Raw genomic sequence first — 22193 nt, forward strand, 5'->3', positions numbered from 1 at the left:
AATTGCGACAAGGAATTGGCGCCGCTAGAGCGGCCGATGTTAAGCAGCACGGTCCGAAGTTAGGGCGCAGTGCCTGTCTCCCTACAACACGTTAGGCAGCAAGGCAGTCATTGCGGAGTGATAGAAAGCACAAATTGATGGAGGGAAGTCGTTATGGCAAAACCAAGGGTGTTCGTTAGCTCAACCTACTATGACCTTAAGCACATTCGAGCTTCACTAGACCTATTCATCGACTCTCTCGGATTTGAGCCGGTACTATCCGAAAAAGGGGACATTGCCTATACGCACGATCGTCCCCTTGATGAATCCTGCTACAGGGAAGCGGAGAGCTCCGACATCTTTGTTTTGGTGGTAGGTGGTCGCTATGGCTCGGAGGTAAGTAGCGACAAAAAGCGGGTCTCAAAAGAGTTTTTCGAACGCTACGACAGCATCACTCGGAAGGAGTATGAGTCGGCGGCGGCCCGCGACATTCCTATTTACATTCTCCTGGAGAAGGGAGTTCACTCGGAATACCAGACCTATCTCCGAAATAAGGAAGTGAAGACCATCTCATACGCGCATGTAGATTCGGTCAATGTATTCATTCTGATCGAGGACATACTTTCACGGCCTCGCAACAACCCTGTTCAGACTTTCGAGCGTTTCGAGGAGATCGAAAATTGGTTGCGCGATCAATGGGCAGGACTATTTCGCGAATTGTTGCGCAGGCAATCTCAGCAACAGCAGCTTGCTGGGCTGTCCGCTCAAGTCGGTGAGCTGAAGGCGACCAACGAAACATTAAAGAAGTACCTTGAGGCCGTCATGCTCGGGGCTGATCGTACGGAGTCTTCTAAACTGATCGAGAGTGAAGAGCAACGACTGCTGTCATTGCGCAGAGACGAAGCAGCAAGTTCGAACGACTGGGTCAAGTACGTAGCTAAGCGCTTTGATCTTCCTGTGGCATCGATCGTGGAAGCCGTTCGTGAAGCCAAGAGCCGAGAAGAGTTTGTTAAGGCAGTCTATAAGTTGGCTCCCTCCGGAGCCGATGAGAAGCGAACTATTGCTGACACTTTGCGGCAGAGCAGACGAGCGAGACTAGATCTCAACGAAGCTCGGTTAATTCTCGGCCTTGCGCCCTTTGACGAGGAGGCTGGTGATTCCAGTCACGAGCACGAGAAGGGTGACGTACTACGACCTACGAATAGAGCTTTCTTGATGGGATTGGCAAAGAGTGGCTCTGAAGTAGTCAACCTTATGAGCGCGGCGACTGAAGCGAGTCAACAAGCCACGACTTTGGAGGCGGCAGCTCTGAAGAGGGCAGTACCTAAGAAGGCCCCACTCAAGAAGGCCTCGACCACGAAGGCCGCGGCAAAGAAGACGCCGGCGAAGAAGACATCGACGAAGAAGACTCAAGCGTGAATAGCAAGTTGCTGCCTAACTTGGCAGTCGACACGGACGACCTCAAGGCACGCCAACGCGTGCCTTGAGGTCGCCGGTCACTTCTACGTTGAACAGCAAATGCGCGCATCGCTTCTCGCCCTTGTCCTCGTTGCCACCGCCGTACCGGCTCCGGCAACGTCGATAAGGGAGTTCGAAGTCGTCTTGCTTCCTGCTGGATACGCGTCCCATCCCGACCGGACTTGGCAGGACCCACTGAAGGCTGCACTTGCAGAACTCCGCCAACGGTGCACGACCGTCGTCGACGACTTGGTCGCAGTTGTGGAGGTCGCCGTCTCTGAGGACGAGCCAAACAGCAGGGGCACATCGGCAATTGCCCGGTTCCTTGCGTCAGCGGGAGTCCGAAGGAGCGCGATATATGAAGGCGAGACTACGATCGCACAATTGAAAGCCAGATCAAACACCCATGTGGGTACTCCCGGCCTTCGAGTTGGCATGGTCCGAGTGGAACTGGCATGTACTTCTGCCAGGTGATTGTGGTGCGGTTCAACCCTTCGCTCCAGCGGACGGCTTCGCCTCCCGCTGAGCTTGCACGTTGGCCGGTCGGTAATTGGAGCGAATAGTCAATCAATGCGCGCAACCTTCTCATTCTGTTCTGCCGTTGCCGCCCTGCTATTCGCCATGCCCGGCATCGCGGCGCCCCAGGTTAGCAAGTGCATCGTGAACGGCACCGTCAGCTATCAGCAGGGCCCTTGCCCGTCGGACGAGGTGCGCAGGCAGCAGCCGACGCTTGCGGAGCTGAACGCCACAGAGAAGAAGCGGCGCGCTGCGGCGGCAGCTTCTGCTGCATCTGCTGGCGCTGCGGCTGGCAACGCCGCTGCGCCAGCCGCTCCTGCACAAATGCCTGCTCCCGCTCCTGCGATGGCTTCACCAACGGCGCCGCCGCCCGCCGTCACCAGCAGCTACCGCTGCGATGGCCGGCGCTACTGCTCGCAGATGAAGTCCTGCGCCGAAGCGAAATACTTCCTCGCCAACTGCCCTGGCGTGGAGATGGATGGCGACGGCGACGGCATCCCTTGTGAGCGCCAGTTGTGCGGGCGCTAAGTCGGGCCGGCACGCAGGCCTCAACGCCCCCGCCACTCCCCCGGCGTCCTCCCCGTCCACCGCCTGAACGCCCGCCAGAAGGTGCTGGGCTCGGCGAAGCCCAGGCTCTGGCCGATCTCGGCCGAAGGCGGTGGCGGGACAGCCGGTGTCACTTCATCGGGCAGCTTGCGGCTGTCCGATCAGTTCGCCGCCGTCCACGGCGGCACCCCAGGCGCGGCGATGGAGTAGTCGGTGTCGCCGTACATGCCGAACACGCGGCCGCGGTAGGCCGCGCCCAGCGTCGCGCGCAGGTTGTTGACATACACCGGTGCCGAGCCGCAGGCCGAGATGTAGATGCTGCCGCGGTAGTCCTGCGGCAGCACATACCTGGCCAGCACCGCCGCCAGCTGCTGCGGCGTGTAGGCCGGCTGGCCCTCCTCGTTGCCGATTTCGGCATCGTTGCCATGGGCCGAGACGAAGAGGTTCTCGTTCTGTTCGAGCAGGCCGACATAGTCGTGCTTGGGCAGATAGCAGTAGGGGATGCCGAAGACGTTCTGGTCGTAGTTGGCATAGGCCTCGTTGACGATGCCCATGTCGTCGGTGGTCATGCAAAGAATCATGATGGTGTTCTCCATTTGGGGGCGCTGACCGCGGCGGCGCAGGCAGGCTCAAGCCTCGGCCGCCATGCGGCGCGACGCCGCATGGCCTGCCTGGATGAGCCCATCACGGACTCACTGCCTGCCTTTGCTGCCGCCGGGGCCTGCGCAAGGGTCTTGCGACCGGCTGGTGGCAGTTCAGCTCAGAAGAGGTCGGTGACCGGGCTCACCAGCACGCCCAGGATCTGCGGGTTGCCTGCCGGGCTGTTGGAGGTCACGGTGATGTTGCCCTGGTCGTCGAAGCTGACATCGTGCGACCAGCCGCCGCTGCCCTCGGCCTCGAAGAAGGGGAAGAAGCCGCCCGCGGCAGCGGCCTTGAAACTGGCCTGGTCCGCCGTGGACAGGCCGGCCTTGGATGTCATCGTGATGCTGATGCCGTCCACGATGATCAGCGCATCGGCAAAGCGCTGCAGGTTGCCGCTGGGGCCGAACGTGCTCTGCCAGGTGATGGCATCGCCGGCCTTCCAGACAGTGTTGTCCTGTTTGGCATAGCCCTCGCTGAGCGCGCTCGAGTTGAACCAGGGCACGTACTGCGAGAGCAGGTTGTCATCGCTGGGCTGCTTGAGCGGCGCCGCCGCCAGCGTGCACAGCTTGGCGAACTTGGCCTGGATGTTGACGCCGGCCGTGGTGATCTTGGTGGTCAGCGAGTCGTAGGAGCTGTCGCCGCCCAGGCCGAAGATGTCGAAGATGCCCGATGCCTCGGCCAGCGCCCAGGTGTGACTGACGTCGCTGGAGTCGGTGCTGCTGTTGAGCTGCACCGTGGCAGGCACCGCGTTGTTCAGTGCCAGCTGGAGCTGCTCGATGGTGGTGGTGTAGGCGTAGTCGCCCGGATGCATGGCCGCAGGCGCGAACTGCACATTGAGCAGCTGGTTGGCCGCCACCGCGATCGGGTCCTGCAGCATGGTGTTGAAGTCGGTGATGCAACTCGTCACCTGGCTCTGCGGCAGATTGGCTTGCGCCCAGCTGGCGAAGGCCTTGGCCCAGCCCAGGTTGTCGGCAGGCAGCGGCGTGATGGTCTTCTTGTAGGTGTTCCAGCCGGCGTAGTAGTCGCCCATGTCGCGCTGGAACTGCAATTGACCCTGGGCGATCAGCGCGCTGATCACGCCAGCGTAGTTCTGGCTCAGGCTGCTGATCTGAGAGGGGTTGTAGAAGGTCGTGGCGGTCTTGGGCGGAACGCTGTCGAAGATGTTCCACAGGTTCTCGGTCGTGGCGCCCACAGGCATGGCGCCCTGCATCAGCTGGAACTCGTCAGGCGACAGCTTGCAGCCCTTGGTGACGGCGTTGTACCACTGGGCAGCCAGGGTGTTCATTGCGGTTTGTGCAGCACTCATTTCGGTACTCCTTCAGCTTCATCAACGTTTCTTCAGGCGAAGAGGGGCCGACGCGTCTCGACGGGAAAGTCGACGCGCGGGTTCGGCCGTGGATTGCGAGCTTGCTCGGAAGCCCCTAGGAGGACGCGTGTAGAGATGAGCAGCGCTCGCCCATGGACATTAGGCGGCGCAGCGCCGAATACCATCGTTGGCGCTGAGGAGGCGGAGATGTCGGGCGCGGGAGGTGCTTGTCGTTGACGGCTCCACGAGACTTCATCAGCGGCGGCGCCACTCCCCCGGCGTCCTCCCCGTCCAACGCCTGAACGCCCGCCAGAAGGTGCTGGGCTCGGCGAAGCCCAGGCTCTGGCCGATCTCGGCCAGCGCGCGATCGCTGTGGGCCACGGCCTCCAGCGCAGCATCGCGCCGCGCCTCGTCCAGCAAGGTGCTGAAGTCCAGCGGCGTAGGCTCGTTCGCGGCAGCTGCCGCCATGCGCCGCGCCAGCGTGCGCGGGCTGATGCCTAACGCCGATGCTGCCTGCTCTCGCGTGGGCAGCTGGCCCTGGCCCAGCTGTGTGGCGATCCAGCGGCGCAGCTCCTGCGCCAGTGCGGCGGGGGTGGACAGCTCGGCCAGGCGCGCACTGGCCAGCTGGCGGTGCGCGCGGGACTTGCGCGCATCGGCGTGGGGCAGGGGGGCGTCGAGCAGCGCGTTGTCGAGCAGCACGCCGCTGAAGGCCTGGTCGAATTCCACCGGGCAGCGGAACACCTTCTGGTAGCCGGCCAGCGGGCCCAGCGCCGGCTGGTTGAACTGCACCTGCAGCGGGCGCAGGCGCGCACCCTTGCGGCCGGTCACCGCGCGCGAGAAGCTCACCACCGCGGCCAGCACCGCCTCGATCTGATGCGGGCTGAAGGCCAGCGTGCCTTGGCGCGGGTGATAGACCACCCAGCTGGACTGCAGGCCGGCGATGGTCTGCAGCCGCGCGCCGTCGCTGATCAGGCGCTGGTATTTCTGCACCAGCGCGATGGCCTCGCGCAGCGTGGCCGCGGCGCGCAGCGCATCGCCCAGCACCGCAAAGCTGCCCGGCCCCACGCCGGCGCCGGCCTTGAGGCCGAAGCCGGGGTCTTGCGTGCACTGCACCGCGGCGCGCCACAGCCGGGTCACCTGGTCGATGTGCCAGCGCTGCGTGGTGTCGAGCAGCATGGTTTCGGGCAGGCCGGCGGCGGCCAGCACGGCCGCGCGCGGCGCCCCCAGGCGCTCGGCCGCAGCCAGCACGGTGTTCACCCAGTCCAGCGAGACGGTGGCCTGCAAAGTCAATGCGCGTGTCCTGCAAAGTCAATCGTGCCGCGATCATAGGCGGCTAATCTCCGACCCACGCAAGACAAGACAGACAGAAGCACAGACCGCGGGGCGAAGCGAGCAGGCACAGAGCTGCCCAGTCCCGGCAGAGGAGACATCGCGATGCTTGTTCCACAGCAGACGCCCACGCAGCCGTCCGACCTGATCGTGGCCGGCGGCGGCTTGGCCGGCATCGTCACCGCGCTGCAGGCGCTGCGCGCCGGCCAGCGCGTGACGCTGGTGGACCGCGACACGCCGGAGCGCTTCGGCGGCCTGGCGCTGTGGGCCTTCGGCGGCATGGCCCTGGTGGGCACGCCGCTGCAGGCGCGCATGAAGATCCCCGACAGCCCCGAGCGCGCCTACCGCGACTGGCTGCGCTTCGGCGAGCTGGAGGCCGAAGACCCGCAGAGCCCGCGCCTGCAGTGGGCGCGTTACTACGTGGAGCACTCGCGCGCCGAGGTCTACGACTGGCTGCTGGCCGAAGGGCTGAAGTTCATGCCGGCGGTGAACTGGGTGGAGCGCGGCATGCAGGGCGACGGCAACAGCGTGCCGCGCTATCACATCGTCTGGGGCACGGCGCGCGAGCTGACGCGCCAGATGATCGCGGCGCTGCGCGCGGCCGATGGCGGCAGCGGCCGGCTGACCGTGCTGCACGAGCACCGCATCACGGCGCTCGATCACGCGGGAGGTTCGATTGCCGGCGCTATCGCGGTGAATGAGCGCACGGGTGTCGAGCTGCGCCTGCGCGCGCCGGTGGTGGTGCTGGCCATGGGCGGCATCAACGGCAGTCATGAGCAGACGCGTGCCAACTGGCCCTGGCACCGCCCGATGCCGGCGACCATGCTCAACGGCGCGCACCCCTTTGCCGACGGCCAGCTGCACCACTGGGCCGACCGCCACCTGGGCGCGCAGATCACCCACGCCGGCGAGATGTGGAACTACGCGGCCGGCTTCCCGCATCCGTTTCCGCATTTCCCCGGCCACGGGCTCTCGACCATTCCCTGCAAGTCGGCGCTGTGGCTGGACCACAAGGGCCGGCGCATCGGCCCGGAGCCGCTGGTCACCGGCTTCGACACGCACTGGCTCTGCCAGCGCGTCGCCGCGCAGAAAAAGCCCTGGACCTGGCATCTGTTGAACTGGCGCATCGCGGCCAAGGAGTTCGCGATCTCCGGCGCTGAGCACAACCAGCGCATCCGCGACAAGCAGTTCCCGCTGTTCCTGAAGGAGACGCTGCTGGGCAACCACCGCCTGGTGCGCCAGATGGCCTCAGAGAGCCCGCACTTCCTGGTGGACGACACGCTGGCCGGCCTGGCCGCGAAGATGAATGCGCTGACCGCCTCGCACGATGTGGACCCGGCGGTGCTGCAGGCCACGGCCGATGCCTTCGACGCCAACTTCGCCCATGGCGCGGCGCTGCACAACGACGACCAGATCCGCCGCATCCTGCATGCGCGCCAGTGGGGGCCGGACAAGCTGCGCACCTGCAAGCCCGCGCCGCTGCAGATGCCGGGCGCCGGGCCCTTCATCGCGATCCAGATGCAGCTGATCACGCGCAAGAGCCTGGGCGGCCTGCAGACCGATCTGCAAAGCCGTGTGCTCGATGGCGTGGGGCGGCCGATCAGCGGACTCTATTGCGTGGGCGAGGCCGCCGGCTTCGGCGGCGGCGGGGCCAGCGGCAAGCGTTCGCTGGAAGGCACCTTCCTGCCCGGCTGCATCCTCACCGCGCGCGCGGCGGTGCGGTCCATCGTCGCGGGCCGCTGAGCCCCGCACCCAAAGACAAGAAGACAACTAGAGGAGAAGCTCGTGCAAGGTGACATCGTTTCCGGCGTGCTGCTGCCGCTGATCCTGGCCTTCATCATGTTCTCGCTGGGCCTGGGGCTGACGCCGGCGGACTTCCGGCGCATCTTTGCGCAGCCGCGTGCGCTGCTGGTGGGCGTGGTCTGCCACTTCGTGCTGCTGCCGCTGGCCTGCTATCTGATGCTGACGGCCTTCGGCATGGGCGGTGTGTTCGCGGTGGGATTCATGATCCTGGCGGCCTGCCCGACCGGCAGCACCTCCAATCTGCTCACCTATCTGGCGCGCGGCGACGTGGCGCTGGCGCTGAGCTTCACCGCGGTGGCCAGCGTGCTGACCATCTTCACGCTGCCCATCGTCGTCACCTGGGCGCTGGGCCACTACCTGGGCGCGGCGCGCGCGGTGGACGTGCCGGTGGGCCTGATGATGGGCCAGGTGGCGCTGGTGCTGGGCCTGCCGGTCAGCCTGGGCATGCTGGCGCGGGCTCGCTACAGCGCCTGGGCGCTGCGCTTCGAGCCGCGCGCCACGCGCGTGGCCACGCTGCTGTTCATCCTAATCGTGCTCCTGGCGGTGCTGAAGAACTGGGCGCTGCTGCGCGACAACTTCGCCACGCTGGCGCCGTTCGCCGTCTTGCTGAACGTGAGCATGCTCTGCGTGGGCTTCGCGGTGGCCTGGGCCGCGCGGCTGTCGCGCCGCCAGTCGGTGACGCTGGGCATCGAGACGGCGGTGCAGAACGCGGCGCTCTCGCTGGTGATCGCCAGCAGCGTGCTGAAGGACGATGCGATGGCCATTCCCGGCGCGCTCTATGGCGTGCTGATGTATGCGGGCGGCCTGCTGTTTGCCTTCACGATGCGGCGCTTCCTGCCCGCCCAGGCCGCCTGAATCGAGACCGGACAAGACATACGAGGAGACTCCCATGCCCAACGGCGCACAAGCCCTGATGAAGACCCTGGTCGATGCCGGCGTCGAGGTCTGTTTCACCAACCCCGGCACCAGCGAGATGCACTTCGTCGCCGCGCTGGACAGCGAGCCGCGCATGCGCGCGGTGCTGGCGCTGTTCGAGGGCGTGGCCACGGGCGCGGCCGACGGCTATGCGCGCATGGCCGACAAGCCCGCCGCCACGCTCTTGCACCTGGGCTGCGGCCTGGGCAATGGCCTGGCCAATCTGCACAACGCGCGCAAGGGCAAGGTGCCCATCGTCAACATCGTCGGCGACCACGCGACCTATCACACGCAGTACGACGCGCAGCTGCAATCCGACATCGAGACGGTGGCGCGCAATGTCTCGCCCGGCTTCGTGCGCACCTCGCAAAAGACCAGCGAACTCTGCCGTGACGCGGCCGATGCGGTCGCCGCCGCTCGCGGCCTGCCGGGCCAGGTGGCCACGCTGATCCTGCCGGCCGATGTGTCCTGGGGCGAGGGCGCGGTGCCGGTGCCGCCGCCGGCCCTGCCCAAGCCGGCAGCGGCCGATGACGCCACTGTCGCCGCCATCGCCGACGCGGTGCGCTCGGGCCAGACCTGCGCGCTGCTGCTGGGCGGCCTGGCCTTGCGCGAGTCGGCGCTGCTGGCCGCCGCGCGCATCGCGGCGCACAGTGGCGTGCGCGTGCTGGCCGAGGTTTTCCCGACCCGGCTGGAACGCGGCGCCGGCCTGCCGCCGGTGGAGCGCATCGCCTACCTGGCCGAGCTGGCGGGCGTGCAGCTGGCCGATGTGAAGCACCTGATCCTGGTCGATGCCAAGTCGCCGGTGTCCTTCTTCGCCTATCCCGGCAAGGCCAGCGACCTGGTGCCGGCCGGCTGCACGGTGCACACGCTGAGCACGCCCGAGCAGGACGCCGCCGCCAGCCTGGGCAAGCTGGTGCAGGCGCTGGGCGCGGCACAGGCGCAGCCCGCGCTGCAGCCGGCACAGCGGCCCGGCCGTCCCAAGGGCAAGCTCAACGCCGCCAAGGTCTGCAAGGCGCTGGGCCATCTGATGCCCGAGAACGCCATCGTGGTGGATGAGGCCATCACCTCGGGCCTGATGCTGGGCGCGATGACGGCCGGCGCGCCGCGCCACGACCTGATCACGCTGACCGGCGGCGCCATCGGGCAGGGCCTGCCCAGCGCGGTCGGCGCGGCGGTGGCCTGCCCGGAGCGGCCGGTGCTGGCGCTGATCGGCGACGGCTCCTCGATGTACACCATCCAGGCGCTGTGGACCATGGCGCGCGAGAAGCTCAACGTCACGTCCATCATCTTCAACAACGCGTCCTACTCGGTGCTCAAGGTGGAGCTGGAGCGCGTGGGCGCCGAGGAGTCCGGCGCCAAGGCCAAGGCGCAGTTCGAGCTGGATGGCCCGGTGCTGAATTTCGCGCAGCTGGCGCAAGGGATGGGCGTGCATGCGGTGCGGGTGAGCACGGCCGAGGAGTTCTGCAAGGCGCTGGAATACGCGCTGACGCACCCGGGCCCGCACCTGATCGAAGCCATGGTGCCGGAGTCGCTCAACGGCGCCAAGCGCAAGGTGCTGCCCTGGCTGCTGCGCTCGCTGCCCAATCTGCCGCAGGGCGTGGCCCGCGCGCTGAAGCGCAAGATCGCGCCGTGACGGCGCACCGGGTCCGCAATGACCCGGTGGCCGCAGGCGCCGTCGGCCTGAATAGGCTGCGACCTTCTGTGGCATTTCGGTGGGGCCTTCGCCTTGTCAGCTGCCGAGGCGATACTGCGCGCCGATGAAAAAGCCGCATGCTCCCCCTCTGCACCAACGCCTGCGCGATGCCGCGCATGGCTTGGGTGAATCGCCGGTCACGCTGGCCGATCTGGCCTCGTTGCAGGGCCGTGCGGCGATTGGCTCGTTGCTGGTGCTGCTGGCCGCGCCCTGCGTGACGCCGGTTCCCGGCGTGGGCAGTGTGCTGGGCCTGGCCCTGATGATGTTGGCGGTGCCGATGTGGCAGGGCCGGCGCGTGGGCGGGCTGCCCGCGGGCGTGGCGGGCTTTCGGATGCCGGCGCTGTGGGCGCGCCGGGTGCTGCTGCTGATGGCCTGGTTCTATGCGCATATGGGCCGCTGGTCGCGGCGGCGCATGGTCCGCCTGGTGCATTCGCGTGGCCGCCGTCCCTGGATGGCATCCCTGGTCGCGGTGATGGGCGTGCTGATCGCGCTGCCGCTGCCGCTGGGCAATGTGCTGCCGGCGCTGTCGCTGGCGCTGCTGGGCTTTGCGCTGGCCTTCCGCGACGGCCTGCTGGTGCTGCTGTCGCTGATCGTCGCGGTGCTGGCCTGCGCCTATGCGGTGGCGCTGGGCGCGGCGGCCTGGTCGCTGGCGCTGGCGCCGCTGTGGCGCTGGATCGGCGGTTGATCCCCCGAAGCGCTGCCGCCGGGCGCCGCTTTCAGCCGGCCCCCGGGGGCTCGGCCTCGGTGCCTGCGGCGTCGTTGAGCCTGTAGCGCCGGATCTTGTCGGCCAGCGTGGTCTTCGCGGTGCGCAGCGCCGCCGCGCTGCGCGCGATATTGCCGCCCTGGCGCTGCAGCTCCTCGCGGATCAGGCTTTTCTCGAAGTCCTCGACGATCTCGGCCAGCGACAGCGCATGCGGCTTGTCGGCGGCACCGTCGCCGCTGGGCATGGCGGGCGCGAGCACATCGCTGGCCACGCCCAGCACCAGGCAGTCGGCCACATTGCGCAGCTCGCGCACATTGCCCGGCCAGCTGTGCTTGGCCAGCAGCTGCAGCTGCGAGGGGCTCACCGTCGGCACCGGCAGGCCGTAGCGGCTGGCGGCCAGCAGCATGAAGTGCTCCAGCAGCAGCGGGATGTCCTCGCGGCGCTCGCGCAGCGGCGGCAGGTCGATGGTGACGACATTGAGCCGGTAGTAGAGGTCGCTGCGGAAGGAGCCCTGCTGCGCGCGCTGCAGCAGGTCGTCCTTGCTGGCGGCGATGACGCGGCAGTCCACCGGGATGCGCTGGTTGGAGCCTAATCGTTCGATGACGCGCTCCTGCAGCACGCGCAGCAGCTTGACCTGCACGCCCATGGGCATGCTCTCGACCTCGTCGAGGAACAAGGTGCCGCCGCTGGCATGCTCGATCTTGCCGATGCGGCGCTTGGCCGCGCCGGTGAAGGCGCCGGCCTCGTGGCCGAAGAGCTCGCTGTCGAGCAGGCTGTCGGGCAGGCCGCCGCAGTTCAGCGCCACCAGCGGCGCGGCCTTGCGGCCCGAGAGCTCGTGCAGCGCCTGCGCGACCAGCTCCTTGCCGGTGCCGGTTTCGCCGCGGATCAGCACGTCCACCGAGCTGTGCGCGATGCGCGTGATCAGCTGGCGCACCGCCTCGATCTGTGGCGAGCGGCCCACCAGCTTGGCGGCCACACCGCCCTCGTGCGCGGCGGCCAGCTGCTCGCGCAGCCGCGCCACTTCCAGCGTCAGGCGGCGCTTCTCCAGCGCGCGCTTGACCACCTCGACCAGCACCTCGGGTGAGAAGGGCTTGGGGATGAAGTCGTAGGCGCCGCTGCGCATGGCCTCCACCGCCAGGCTGACGTCGCCATGGCCGGTGATCATGATGACGGGCAGGTCGGCGTCGAGCTCGCGGCAGCGCCGCACCAGGCTCATGCCGTCGGCACCGGGCAGGCGCATGTCGGTGACGACCACGCCGGCAAAGCCGGGCTTGATCTTGTCGGCCAGCGCGGCCTCGGCGGAGTCCACCGCCTCGCAGCGCAGGCCGGCGAGCTGCAGGGCCTGCACGCAGCCCAGCTGCATGTGCAGATCGTCTTCGACGAGCAGGACGGAGAGTTCGAGGCTCATGGGTTCTCAGTGTCGGGTGCTGCGGGCAAGCGCAGGCGGAAGCAGGCGCCGCTGCCCTGGCCCGCGGGGCGATTGTCCGCCTCCAGCTCGCCGCCGGCCTCGCGCGCGATGTCGCGCGAGATCGCCAGGCCCAGGCCGAGGCCGACGCCGGCATCCTTGGTGGTGAAGAAGGGCTCGAACAGGTGCGCGCGCACGTCGTCGGCCAGGCCGGGGCCGCTGTCGCAGAGCTCGGCGACGATGTCGTCGGCCTCGCGCCTGACGGTCAGGCGCAGCTCGCGCGGCCGGCCTGCGGCCTCGTTGTCCTTCATCGCGTCCAGCGCATTGCCGACCAGATTGATCCAGATCTGCTCCAGCCGGTTGGCATCGACCCAGGCGAGCAGCGACGGCGCGTCGCTCGCCTCGGGGCGGACGATGCTGACGTTCTGCTTGCGCAGCCGCTGGTCGTAGAGGAACAGCGCGTTGGCGAAGGCGCGGCCCACGTCGCAGGGCTGGGGGCGCGCCTGGCTCTTGCGCGCGAAGCCCTTGAGCGGCTCGATGATGCTGCCCATCTGGTCGGCCAGGCGGGTGAGCAGCTGCAGATTGCTCTGCACGCTGTCGAGCTGGCCGCGCTTCATGAATTCCAGCGCATTGCCCGACAGCGTGCGCATCGCGCCGAGCGGCTGCGTCAGCTCGTGGGTGATGCCGGTGGACAGCTGGCCCAGGGCGGCCATCTTGCCGGCGTGGATCAGCTCGTCCTGCGCCTGGCGCAGTGTCTGCTCGGCGGCCAGGCGCTCGGCGACCTCGCGCTCCAGCCTGGCGTTGGCCTCGGACAGCGCGCTGGTGCGGCGCTGCACCTGCTGTTCCAGCTGCGTGTTGGCCTGTTGCAGCCAGCGTTGCGCATCGAGCTTCTGGCGCAGGATGCGGCGGCGCTGCAGCGCGATCAGCGCCAGCAGCAGCAGCACGCCCATCGCCAGCGCGGCCAGCAGTCCGTAGGTAACGGCCTCCTGCCGCACCGGCCGCAGGTCGGCGAACATCAGCAGCCGCCAGTCCATGCCGTTGAGCGTGCGGCCGACGACCAGCATGCCTCGCGTCTGCGTCAGCGGCCCGCCGCCTGCCTGGCTGCCCGGCCCGTCCAGACCATGCGGCAGCACGCCCTCGACCACCTGGGCATCCTCGTCCACGCGCAGGTCCACCTTGAGCGGGAAGCGTGGCAGGCGCTGCTCGGCATAGAGGCGGCCGAGCTGCAGGTCCACGCGCTGCTCGACGCTGAGCTCGCCCAGCGCGGTGTAGCGCCAGGACGGTTCGGACGACAGGATCACCACCTGGTTCGAGTCGGCCAGCAGCGCCGGCGCGGCCAGGCTGGCCCAGGCTTCGTTGATCGGCTCCAGGCTGATCTTGATCGCTGCCACGCCGGCCACGCGGGCGCCGTCATGGATGGGATGCGAGACGTAGTAGCCGCCCAGGCCGCTCTTGGCATCGATGGCGAAGTGGCGGCCGACGCGGCCCGACAGCGCTTCGAGGAAGAAGGGCCGGAACGCCAGGTCCTCGCCCACCAGGGCCGGCTCGCTGGCGGCCAGCACCACGCCGCGTTCGCCGATCACGAACACCGCCTGACTGCCCAGATGGGCATTGAGGCGGCGCAGGTAGTTGCTGGCTGCCGCGGCGCGCTCGCGCGAAGCGGGCTGGCGCAGCAGCTCCAGCACCTCGGGGTTGAGCTGCACCGTGGCCGGCACCGGCTCGAGCCGCTTGATCACGCCTTCGGCGGCGCTGCCGAAGAGCTCGAGCTGATGGTTGGCCTCGACGCGCAGCGCCTCGGTGCCGCGCTGCCGGCTGGCCGAGTAGCCGGCCCAGCCGGCGGCCAGCACCAGCGCCGCAGCGGCCAGCGCCAGCAGCAGCGTGCGCAGCCCGCCGCGCGGCCGCGCGGACCAGGAGATGCTGCGAAGGCCGGTTGAGGTGCTGGCGGCGGGAGCGCTCAAGAAATCAGTGCTGGAGAATCTTTGAGAGGAAGTCCTTGGCACGCGGCGAGCGTGCGTCGGGGTTGCCGAAGAACTCGTCCTTGCGGCAGTCCTCGACGATTTTGCCCGCGTCCATGAAGATCACACGGTCGCTGACCTTCTTGGCAAAGCCCATCTCGTGGGTCACGCACATCATCGTCATGCCCTCGTTGGCCAGGCCGACCATCACGTCCAGCACCTCGCCGACCATCTCGGGGTCCAGCGCCGAGGTGGGCTCGTCGAACAGCATCACGATAGGGTCCATCGACAGCGCGCGGGCGATCGCGACGCGCTGCTGCTGGCCGCCGGAGAGCTGGCCGGGGAACTTGTCCTTGTGCGCCGACAGGCCCACGCGCTCGAGCATCTTCAGTCCGCGCGCCTTGGCCTCGGTCGGGTTGCGGCCCAGCACCTTGATCTGCGCGATGGTCAGGTTCTCGGTCACCGACAGGTGCGGGAACAGCTCGAAGTGCTGGAACACCATGCCCACGCGCGAGCGCAGCTTGGGCAGGTTGGTGCCTGGCGCGGTGATGCTGATGCCGTCCACCGTGATGTCGCCCTGCTGGATGGGCTCCAGCGCGTTGACGGTTTTGATCAGCGTGCTCTTGCCCGAGCCCGAAGGGCCGCAGACCACGACGACCTCGCCCTTCTTGATGCTGGTGCTGCAGTCGGTCAGCACCTGGAACTGGCCGTACCACTTGGAAACGTTCTTTATCTCGATCATGGCTCAAGCCTCAACGAATAATCGCAATGCGTTTCTGCAGGCGGCGCACCATCATCGACAGGCCGAAGCAGATCACGAAGTAGACGAGGGCGGCGACCAGATAGGTCTCCACCGGGCGGTTGAAGTTCTTGCCGGCGACCTCGAAGCCCTTGAGCAGGTCATAGGCGCCGATGGCGTAGACCAGCGAGGTGTCCTGGAACAGGATGATGGTCTGCGTCAGCAGCACCGGCAGCATGTTGCGGAAGGCCTGCGGCAGCACCACCAGCTGCATGGTCTGGCGGTAGTTCATGCCCATCGCATAGCCGGCGTAGACCTGGCCTTTGGGCACGCTCTGGATGCCGGCACGCATGATCTCCGAGTAGTAGGCCGCCTCGAACACGGTGAAGGTGATCACCGCCGACAGCTCGGCGCCCATGGGTCTGCCGGTCATCAGCGGGATCAGCAGGAAGAACCACAGGATCACCATCACCAGCGGGATGGAGCGCAGCGTGTTCACGTAGAAGGCCGCGGGCACTTCCAGCCACTTCTTGCCGGACAGGCGCATCAGCGCGATCAGCGTGCCCAGCAGGATGCCGCCGATCATCGCCACCAGGGTCAGCTGGACGGAGAAGACCAGGCCCTTGAGCACGAAGCTGGAGACGACCTGCCAGCTCAGGAAGGAGAAGTCCAGGTTCATCAGCATCTCAGTGGCCTCCGATGAAGCCGGGCACGCGCACGCGCTGCTCGATGAACAGCGCGATGCGGTTGACGGCGAAGGCCGAGACGAAATACAGCGCGGTCACGCCCATGTAGATCTCGATGCCGCGCGCGGTCTCCTCCTGCGCCTGCATCGCGAACATGGTCAGCTCGGCCACCGACACTGCGAAGGCCACCGAGCTGTTCTTGATGATGTTCATGCTCTCGCTGGTCAGCGGCGGGATGACGATGCGAAAGGCCATCGGCAGCAGCACGTAGCGGTAGGTCTGCGGCAGCGTGAGGCCCAGCGCCAGGCCCGCGTAGCGCTGGCCCTTGGGTAGGCTCTGGATGCCGGCCTTGACCTGTTCGGACACGCGGGCCGAGGTGAAGAAGCCGAGAGCGAAGACCACGAGGATGAAGCTGGGCACGCTCTTGAGTGGCGGGATCAGCGCCGGCACCACGTGGTACCAGAGGAAGATCTGCACCAGCAGCGGGATGTTGCGGAACAGCTCGGTCCAGGCCTCGCCGAAGGCGACCAGCGCCTTGTTCGGCACGGTGCGCAGGATGCCCATCAGCGAGCCGGTCAGCAGCGCCAGCACTAGCGCGAGCAGCGCGACGCTGAGCGTCCAGCCCCAGGCGGAGATCATCCAGTCCAGGTAGGTGATGTCGCCGCCGCTGCCGAAGCAGCGCGGGATCACCTCGCCATCGATGGTGTTCTTGCAGAACACCTGCCATTCAAAGCTCGCCACGCGCTTCTCCGGATTCTGTGTACGGTACTTCTGGTCAAGAGGCCCGTGACCGCAGGCTGCGATGCACGGGCCCCAGTGAGCCGGTTGAAGCGTCCGGCTCGTCCTTGCCGATTACTTCTTGGCGTAGTCTTCGGCCGGCTTGTCGTTGGGGTTGGCCAGCGCGGCCTTGAGGTTGTCGCTCATCGGCAGGCCCACCTTGGCGTTGGTCGGCGGGATCGGCTGCAGCAGCCACTTGTCGTACAGCTTGGCCACCTCGCCGGACTTGATCATGGCCTTGATGCTGTCGTCGACGGCCTTCTTGAACGCCGGATCGTCCTTGCGGAACATGATCGCGATCGGCTCGACCGACAGCACTTCGCCGACGATCTTGAAGTCGTTCGGCGCCTTGGAGCGCGCGATCAGGCCGGCCAGCAGCGAGCCGTCCATCACGAAGGCGTCGGCGCGGCCGGATTCCAGCAGCAGGAAGCTGTCGGCGTGGTCCTTGCCGAACACTTCCTTGAAGTCCACGCCGGTGGCGCGCTCATGCTTGCGCAGCGTCTGCACCGAGGTCGTGCCGGTGGTGGTGGCAACGGTCTTGCCGGCCAGCTGATTGATCGAGCTGATGCCCGAGCTGGCCTTGACGGCGATGCGCACTTCCTCGACGAAGGTGGTCACCGCGAAAGCCACCTGCTTCTGGCGGGCGGCATTGTTGGTGGTGGAGCCGCACTCGATGTCCACGGTGCCGTTTTCCACCAGCGGGATGCGGTTCTGCGAGGTCACCGGCTGGTACTTCACCGCCAGGCTGCTCAGGCCCAGCTGCTTGCGGATGTCGCCGAGCACCTTCTCGCAGATCTCCACGTGGTAGCCGACGTACTTGCCATCGCCCAGCGTGTAGGACAGCGCGCCGGAGGACTCGCGCACGCCCATGGTGACGCTGCCGCTGTCCTTGATCTTCTTCAGCGTGTCGGCCTGGGCGGCACCGGTGGCCAGCAGGCCGGCCAGCACCAGGGCTGTGGCGGTGGCGGTGCGTTGAAAGGCAACTGCAGACTTCTTGAGGGACATGTGAGCTCCTTGCTGGGGTGAAAAGAGGTGGATGGAAACAGGTCGGGCGGGCTGGCGCGAGGCTCAGTTCAAGGCCTGGTCGCTGGGTTGCTGGTACAGGCGCAGCAGCGCCTCCGACGGGGGCCAGTTCAGGTTCAGTCCCTTGGGGGGGATGGGTTTCTGGAACCAGCGTGTGTAGATCTTCAACGCCTCGCCGGAAGTGAGCAAGCGGGTAAGCGTGCGGTCGACCAGGCTTTTGAACAGCGGATCGTCGCGGCGCATCATGCAGCCGTAGACCTCGTAGGACATCGGCGTGCCGGTGACCAGCCAGTTCTCCGGATGGGTGGCCTTGGCGCGCTCGCCGTAGAGCAGCGCGTCGTCCAGCATCAGCGCGTCGACCTTGCCGCTCTCCAGCGACTGGAAGGCATCGCCGTGGTCGCGCGCGGTGAGCAGCTGGATGCGGCTGCCGTGCGTCTCGCTCCAGGTGCGCAGCAGGCGCTCGGAGGTGGTGCCGGCGGTGACCACCGCCTTGCGCCCGGCCAGGTCGGCGAAGTCGCGTATGCCCGAGCTGCGGTGCACCAGCAGCCGCGTGCTCACGACGAAGATCGAGGTCGAGAAGGCCACCTGACGCGCGCGCGCCGCGGTGTGCGAGGTGGAGCCGCATTCGATGTCCACCGTGCCGTTGAGCACCAGCGGGATGCGGTTCTGCGAGGTCACCGGCACCAGGCGTTGCGTCAGCGCCGGCAGCTTGAGCTCGGCGCGGATCTCGTCGACCACCTTGAGCATCAGCTCATGCGAATAGCCCACCACCTGGCGGCGCTGGTCGTAGTAGGAGAACGGCACCGAGGACTCGCGGTGGCCGAGGTTGATGGTGCCGGTCTCGGCGATGCGACGCAGCGTGGGGCTCTGTGCGGCCAGCTGGGCGGGCGTCGCGCTCGACGCCGGACTGGAGGCGGCACCCGCGCTGGAGGCCCCGAGCGCAAGGCCGGACAGCAGCGCAGCGGCCAGCAGCACGCCGGCCCGAAGGGCGGCAGTCCGGGGGCGCTTGCGCTGAGTGAGGGCCAGGTGCATGGGCTGCCCTACGCAGATGCTGTGCCAGCGCGGGTTAATACGGAGCGGCCCGCCTAAATGCCTGATGCGCAAGGGCTGGATGCAGGATGGTGTCGGCGTGTCGGACGGAAAACCGGCCATCCCTCCCGCCGGCCGACGGGATTCCGGGCGCCGCGCGCCCGGCCGCGACGCGGCTCAGGCCAGCACCTGCTGCAGCGGCCGGCGCAGCGACGGCGGCAGCGCCGGCCCGCGCCCGAAGCGCACGACCAGATCCGGCCTCTGGCCGCCCAGGCCGAGCGCGCTGGCAAAGCCCGGGCGCAGCGCGGCCACCTCGATCGGCATGTTCAGGTGGGCATTGCGCACCCCCAGCGCGGTGGCCTGCAGTGCAAAGCGCTCGAAGGCGCGCCCGGTCGCTATCCAGTGCGCCTTGTCGGCCTGGGCAGCGACGAACACCGCCACGCCCGCCGAGCTGCGCAGCTGCTTGGCGTACTTGTCGTTCTCCGCCTCGGCGCGAAACACGAAGTCGAACAGCGGCCGGGCCAGCCAGCCCGGCACGGACGGGTTGCCCGAGGAGCGGCTGAACAGGCCGTCGCCCTGCTGCATGGCCTCGGTCTCGTTGAAGCGCAGCCAGTGCTTGAGCTCGGCGACGAAGGCCGGATCGGCCATCTGTGCGCTGTTGCCCTGCACGACGAAGTCCAGCACGGTCTCGACCGCCGGCCGGGCGGTCAGCAGCAGCAGGCGCACCTGCGGCGAACTGGCCGCCTGCTCGAGCCGCTTCAGCTCGTCGGCCGCCAGCGGCTGACCGTCGTAGAGCCCGCGGGTGGATTGGCGCGCCGGGATGGCGTCGAACAGCGGCGAGGCCCGCGCCTGGGTCGGCGCCAGCGCGATGCGCAGCGCATCGCGCGAGGCGTCGTACTGGGCTTCGCCCGCCAGGCCGAAGGCGCGCGCCGCCTGGATCAGGTTCTCCGCCGCGCAACCGAGCGAGACATAGAGGTGGTGATCGTCCGGATCCACTACCGGACAGCGCCGCGCGAAGTCGGGCCGCAGGGTGATCGCGTCCGGCTCCAGCGTGAACTTCCAGCACTGGGTGTTGTGGCTGCTGGGCGCCAGCGTGGCATAGCGCACCAGCTCGCGGCTCAAGTCGGCGCCGCTGAGCCCCTGCAAGGGGCCGCGCCGCCAGGTCTGGCGCACCAGCTCCTCATAGCGCTGCACGGCGGTGTTGCCGGCGCATCCGGACAGCGGCACTGCCGCAGCCGGCAGCAGGGCCGGCACGAGCAGGCGGCGGGTGAATTGGCGTCGGTTGAGCATCATGGGGCCTAGCCTGCACCAGCCGCGCTTCATTGTCGATGAGGGCATCGAGCGTCAAGACGGTGCAGTACGGCAGCAACAGCTTGGTGCCACTGCTGCATCAAGCCGGGGCGGCCTGCGGCGCAGTTCACGTTCGCGTCAGAGAAAGGGCTTCATCTTTGTGCGCTTCGAGCCGAAGATAGCAGAGGAATCACTTTTCCCACTCACAGGAGATGAAAGCATGAACTTCTTCAACGTTCGCGGTGTCATGGCCCTGGTCGCAGGTCTGCTGGTCAGCGTGTCCGGCTTCGCACAAACGCGCGCCGATGCGCAGCAGCAGGTGGGTGCGGCCGTGAACCTGGTCAAGAAGGTCGGTGTCGAACAGGCCAGCAAGGAAGTCAACACCGCGCCCGAATGGAAGACCAAGGGCATGAACGTCATCGTGAACCATGTGAATGGCACCGTGCTGGCGAGCTCGCTCAACGAGCGCCTGGTAGGCAAGAACACGCTGGAGTCCAAGGACCCGTCGGGCAAGGAGTTCGTCAAGGAATTCGTCGCGGTGGCCAAGAAGGGCGAGGGCTGGGTCGACTACCAGTTCATCAACCCGACGACCAAGAAGCTGGAAGAGCGCTCGATGTTCGTGCGCGGCGTGCCGGGTACCGAGGTCTTCGTCGGCGTCGCGATCACCAAGTAAGCGCGGGTCGAGCCGGCGGGCGCGGGCCTGCGGCGCTGGGGCAATGCGCCCCGGCTGGCCGGCCCGGTTTGCCCGTGCTGCGACCTTCTTGTTTCGTGTCTGAGTCCTGTCTGTCCCTTTTCACTGCACGTCCGGCTTCGAGGTCTCTATGAGTTTGCTTGCTCCTCTTCAGCGGCTTCGGCTTGGCGCACGTCTGGGCATCTGCTTCGGTGCCGTGATCGGCGGCTCGGTGCTGGCGGTGTTCGCTGCCGCCTGGTCCGGCCAGAAGGATCTCGAAGCCGTGCAGCTGGCCGAGGCGAATGCGCGCGAGCGCACGGCGGCGGTGCAGATGATCCGCGAATCGCAGCTGTCCGCCACCTCCAGCATCCGCAGCGCGGGCCTGCAGTCGGACAGCGGCGATCTGAACAAGGACGTCGCCGCCTATCGCGCCGCGCTGAAGATGGTGGTCACGCAGGAAGAGAAGCTGGTCGCTGCCGGCCTTAGCCCCAATGAGAAGGCGGTACTCGACAAGGCCGTGGCCCTGCGCAAGCAGGCCGAGCCCATGGTCGAGGAAGCACTGCAGTTCACCATGGCCATGGCCGGCGACGAGGCCGCCAAGGTGCTCACCAAGCGCTTCGCGCCGGTCGAGAAGGAATGGGCTGAGCAGCTGGTTCAGCTCACGCAGCTGATGCGCGAGCGTGCCGTGGCCGAGATGGCCGAGATCGATGCGGCGCGCCGCCAGCGCACGCTGCTGCTGAGTGTCTTCGTCGTGGCGGTCATCGCCGCGGGCGCGGCGCTGGCGCTGGTCATCACGCGCTCGGTGACGCGGCCGCTGCAGGATGCCGGACGCCTGGCCACACGCGTGGCCGAGGGCGACCTGACGGTGGCCTTCCACCACGAAGGCAACGACGAAGTGGCCGACCTGATGGGCAGCCTGCAGACCATGACCCGTCAGCTGGCGGCGATGGTCAGTGCCGTGCGCGATTCCGCCGAGTCCATCGACATGGCCTCGCGCGAGATCACCCAGGGCAATCTGGACCTGTCCACGCGGACCGAGCAGCAGGCCTCGTCGGTGCAGCAGACGGCCTCGTCGCTGCTGGACCTGACCGGCCTGGTGAACAAGAACAGCGAGACGGCTGCTTCAGTGCGCAAGCTGGCCGATCGCAGCGCCGTGGTGGCCGGCGAGGGCGGCAATGCGATGGAGCAGGTCGCCCAGACCATGTCCAACATCAGCCAGTCGTCCAAGCGGATTGCCGACATCATCGGCGTGATCGACAGCATCGCCTTCCAGACCAACATCCTCGCGTTGAACGCCGCGGTGGAGGCGGCGCGCGCCGGCGAGCAGGGGCGCGGCTTTGCTGTCGTCGCCAGCGAGGTGCGTGCGCTGGCGCATCGCGTCTCCGGCGCGGCCAGCGAGGTGCGCCAGCTGATCGGCGAATCGGTGGAGCGCGTCGATGCCGGCGCGGGGCAGATCGACAGCCTCGGCAACACCATGCGCAACCTGGTTTCCAGCGTCCGCGAGGTTCATGCCCTGGTGGGGCAGATCAGCGATGCATCGGTGCAGCAGAGCTCGGGGCTGAATGTGGTGAACACCTCGGTGCAGTCCATCGACACCTCGACGCAGCAGAATGCCGCGCTGGTCGAGGAGGTGGCCGCCGCCGCCCAGAGCCTGAGCGGCCAGACCCAGCAGCTCAATTCGCTGGTGGCGAAGTTCCGCATCAGCGGCTGAAACCTTTGCCAGGCTGCT

At 67.4% G+C, this 22193-nt stretch carries 20 protein-coding genes; 8 read left to right on the forward strand and 12 right to left on the reverse strand.

Annotation, left to right across the window (positions count from 1 at the left end; all coding sequences use genetic code 11):
• The first annotated feature begins 153 nt into the window (after positions 1-153).
• On the forward strand, positions 154-1398 hold the full coding sequence (locus AC2EBS_RS00085) for a DUF4062 domain-containing protein (RefSeq protein WP_484726349.1): 1245 nt from the start codon (positions 154-156) through the stop codon (positions 1396-1398).
• A 609-nt stretch (positions 1399-2007) separates the two neighbouring features.
• Positions 2008-2481, forward strand: a complete 474-nt coding sequence (locus AC2EBS_RS00090) for an excalibur calcium-binding domain-containing protein (RefSeq protein WP_484726350.1) — start codon at positions 2008-2010, stop codon at positions 2479-2481.
• Between the two features lie 20 nt (positions 2482-2501).
• Here AC2EBS_RS00090 and AC2EBS_RS00095 read toward each other — a convergent pair whose 3' ends face one another.
• The 4 genes from AC2EBS_RS00095 to AC2EBS_RS00110 all read right to left on the reverse strand — a co-directional run bounded on the left by AC2EBS_RS00095 (position 2502) and on the right by AC2EBS_RS00110 (position 5737).
• The gene (locus tag AC2EBS_RS00095) at positions 2502-2633 is read right to left on the reverse strand and encodes a helix-turn-helix domain-containing protein (protein WP_484726351.1); all 132 of its coding nucleotides are present in this window, start codon (positions 2631-2633) and stop codon (positions 2502-2504) included.
• A 27-nt stretch (positions 2634-2660) separates the two neighbouring features.
• Positions 2661-3068: a hypothetical protein gene (locus AC2EBS_RS00100; protein WP_484726352.1), complete on the reverse strand. Its 408-nt coding sequence runs from the start codon at positions 3066-3068 to the stop codon at positions 2661-2663.
• Between the two features lie 191 nt (positions 3069-3259).
• A complete protein-coding gene (locus AC2EBS_RS00105; RefSeq protein WP_484726353.1) occupies positions 3260-4447 on the reverse strand; it encodes a hypothetical protein in 1188 nt (395 codons plus the stop codon).
• Between the two features lie 255 nt (positions 4448-4702).
• Entirely contained in the window at positions 4703-5737 is a 1035-nt protein-coding gene (locus AC2EBS_RS00110) for an AraC family transcriptional regulator (RefSeq protein WP_484726354.1), read from the reverse strand.
• A 144-nt stretch (positions 5738-5881) separates the two neighbouring features.
• Here AC2EBS_RS00110 and AC2EBS_RS00115 point away from each other — a divergent pair, with 144 nt between their 5' ends.
• The 4 genes from AC2EBS_RS00115 to AC2EBS_RS00130 all read left to right on the forward strand — a co-directional run bounded on the left by AC2EBS_RS00115 (position 5882) and on the right by AC2EBS_RS00130 (position 10872).
• Positions 5882-7519 (forward strand): FAD-binding protein, encoded by a 1638-nt coding sequence (locus tag AC2EBS_RS00115; RefSeq protein ID WP_484726355.1) that lies wholly within the window; start codon positions 5882-5884, stop codon positions 7517-7519.
• A gap of 42 nt (positions 7520-7561) precedes the next feature.
• The gene (locus AC2EBS_RS00120; RefSeq protein WP_484726356.1) at positions 7562-8434 is read left to right on the forward strand and encodes a bile acid:sodium symporter family protein; all 873 of its coding nucleotides are present in this window, start codon (positions 7562-7564) and stop codon (positions 8432-8434) included.
• A 34-nt stretch (positions 8435-8468) separates the two neighbouring features.
• A complete protein-coding gene (locus tag AC2EBS_RS00125) occupies positions 8469-10127 on the forward strand; it encodes an acetolactate synthase large subunit (RefSeq protein WP_484726357.1) in 1659 nt (552 codons plus the stop codon).
• A 124-nt stretch (positions 10128-10251) separates the two neighbouring features.
• A complete protein-coding gene (locus tag AC2EBS_RS00130) occupies positions 10252-10872 on the forward strand; it encodes an exopolysaccharide biosynthesis protein (RefSeq protein ID WP_484726358.1) in 621 nt (206 codons plus the stop codon).
• Between the two features lie 31 nt (positions 10873-10903).
• Here the strand turns inward: AC2EBS_RS00130 and AC2EBS_RS00135 are convergent, their stop codons facing one another.
• The 8 genes from AC2EBS_RS00135 to AC2EBS_RS00170 all read right to left on the reverse strand — a co-directional run bounded on the left by AC2EBS_RS00135 (position 10904) and on the right by AC2EBS_RS00170 (position 19797).
• Positions 10904-12298 (reverse strand): sigma-54-dependent transcriptional regulator, encoded by a 1395-nt coding sequence (locus AC2EBS_RS00135; protein WP_484726359.1) that lies wholly within the window; start codon positions 12296-12298, stop codon positions 10904-10906.
• Positions 12295-14253 carry an ATP-binding protein gene (locus tag AC2EBS_RS00140; RefSeq protein ID WP_484726360.1) on the reverse strand — a complete coding sequence of 653 codons (1959 nt, stop codon included), beginning with the start codon at positions 14251-14253 and terminating at the stop codon, positions 12295-12297. The genes AC2EBS_RS00135 and AC2EBS_RS00140 overlap by 4 nt, the downstream gene beginning before the upstream one ends.
• A gap of 4 nt (positions 14254-14257) precedes the next feature.
• Positions 14258-14992 carry an amino acid ABC transporter ATP-binding protein gene (locus AC2EBS_RS00145; RefSeq protein WP_484726361.1) on the reverse strand — a complete coding sequence of 245 codons (735 nt, stop codon included), beginning with the start codon at positions 14990-14992 and terminating at the stop codon, positions 14258-14260.
• 10 nt (positions 14993-15002) lie between these two features.
• Entirely contained in the window at positions 15003-15674 is a 672-nt protein-coding gene (locus AC2EBS_RS00150) for an amino acid ABC transporter permease (protein ID WP_484726362.1), read from the reverse strand.
• Position 15675: 1 nt separating this feature from the next.
• Positions 15676-16416, reverse strand: coding sequence for an amino acid ABC transporter permease (locus AC2EBS_RS00155; protein WP_484726363.1), 741 nt, complete (start codon positions 16414-16416; stop codon positions 15676-15678).
• 111 nt (positions 16417-16527) lie between these two features.
• The gene (locus AC2EBS_RS00160) at positions 16528-17457 is read right to left on the reverse strand and encodes a transporter substrate-binding domain-containing protein (protein WP_484726364.1); all 930 of its coding nucleotides are present in this window, start codon (positions 17455-17457) and stop codon (positions 16528-16530) included.
• Positions 17458-17520: 63 nt separating this feature from the next.
• Positions 17521-18507 carry a transporter substrate-binding domain-containing protein gene (locus AC2EBS_RS00165; RefSeq protein ID WP_484726365.1) on the reverse strand — a complete coding sequence of 329 codons (987 nt, stop codon included), beginning with the start codon at positions 18505-18507 and terminating at the stop codon, positions 17521-17523.
• A 174-nt stretch (positions 18508-18681) separates the two neighbouring features.
• A complete protein-coding gene (locus AC2EBS_RS00170; RefSeq protein ID WP_484726366.1) occupies positions 18682-19797 on the reverse strand; it encodes an Acg family FMN-binding oxidoreductase in 1116 nt (371 codons plus the stop codon).
• A 217-nt stretch (positions 19798-20014) separates the two neighbouring features.
• Here AC2EBS_RS00170 and AC2EBS_RS00175 point away from each other — a divergent pair, with 217 nt between their 5' ends.
• Positions 20015-20467, forward strand: a complete 453-nt coding sequence (locus tag AC2EBS_RS00175; RefSeq protein WP_484726367.1) for a cache domain-containing protein — start codon at positions 20015-20017, stop codon at positions 20465-20467.
• A 148-nt stretch (positions 20468-20615) separates the two neighbouring features.
• The gene (locus tag AC2EBS_RS00180; RefSeq protein WP_484726368.1) at positions 20616-22175 is read left to right on the forward strand and encodes a methyl-accepting chemotaxis protein; all 1560 of its coding nucleotides are present in this window, start codon (positions 20616-20618) and stop codon (positions 22173-22175) included.
• The last annotated feature ends 18 nt before the right edge of the window (positions 22176-22193 follow it).

The sequence above is a fragment of the Roseateles sp. T103 genome (assembly GCF_057219915.1).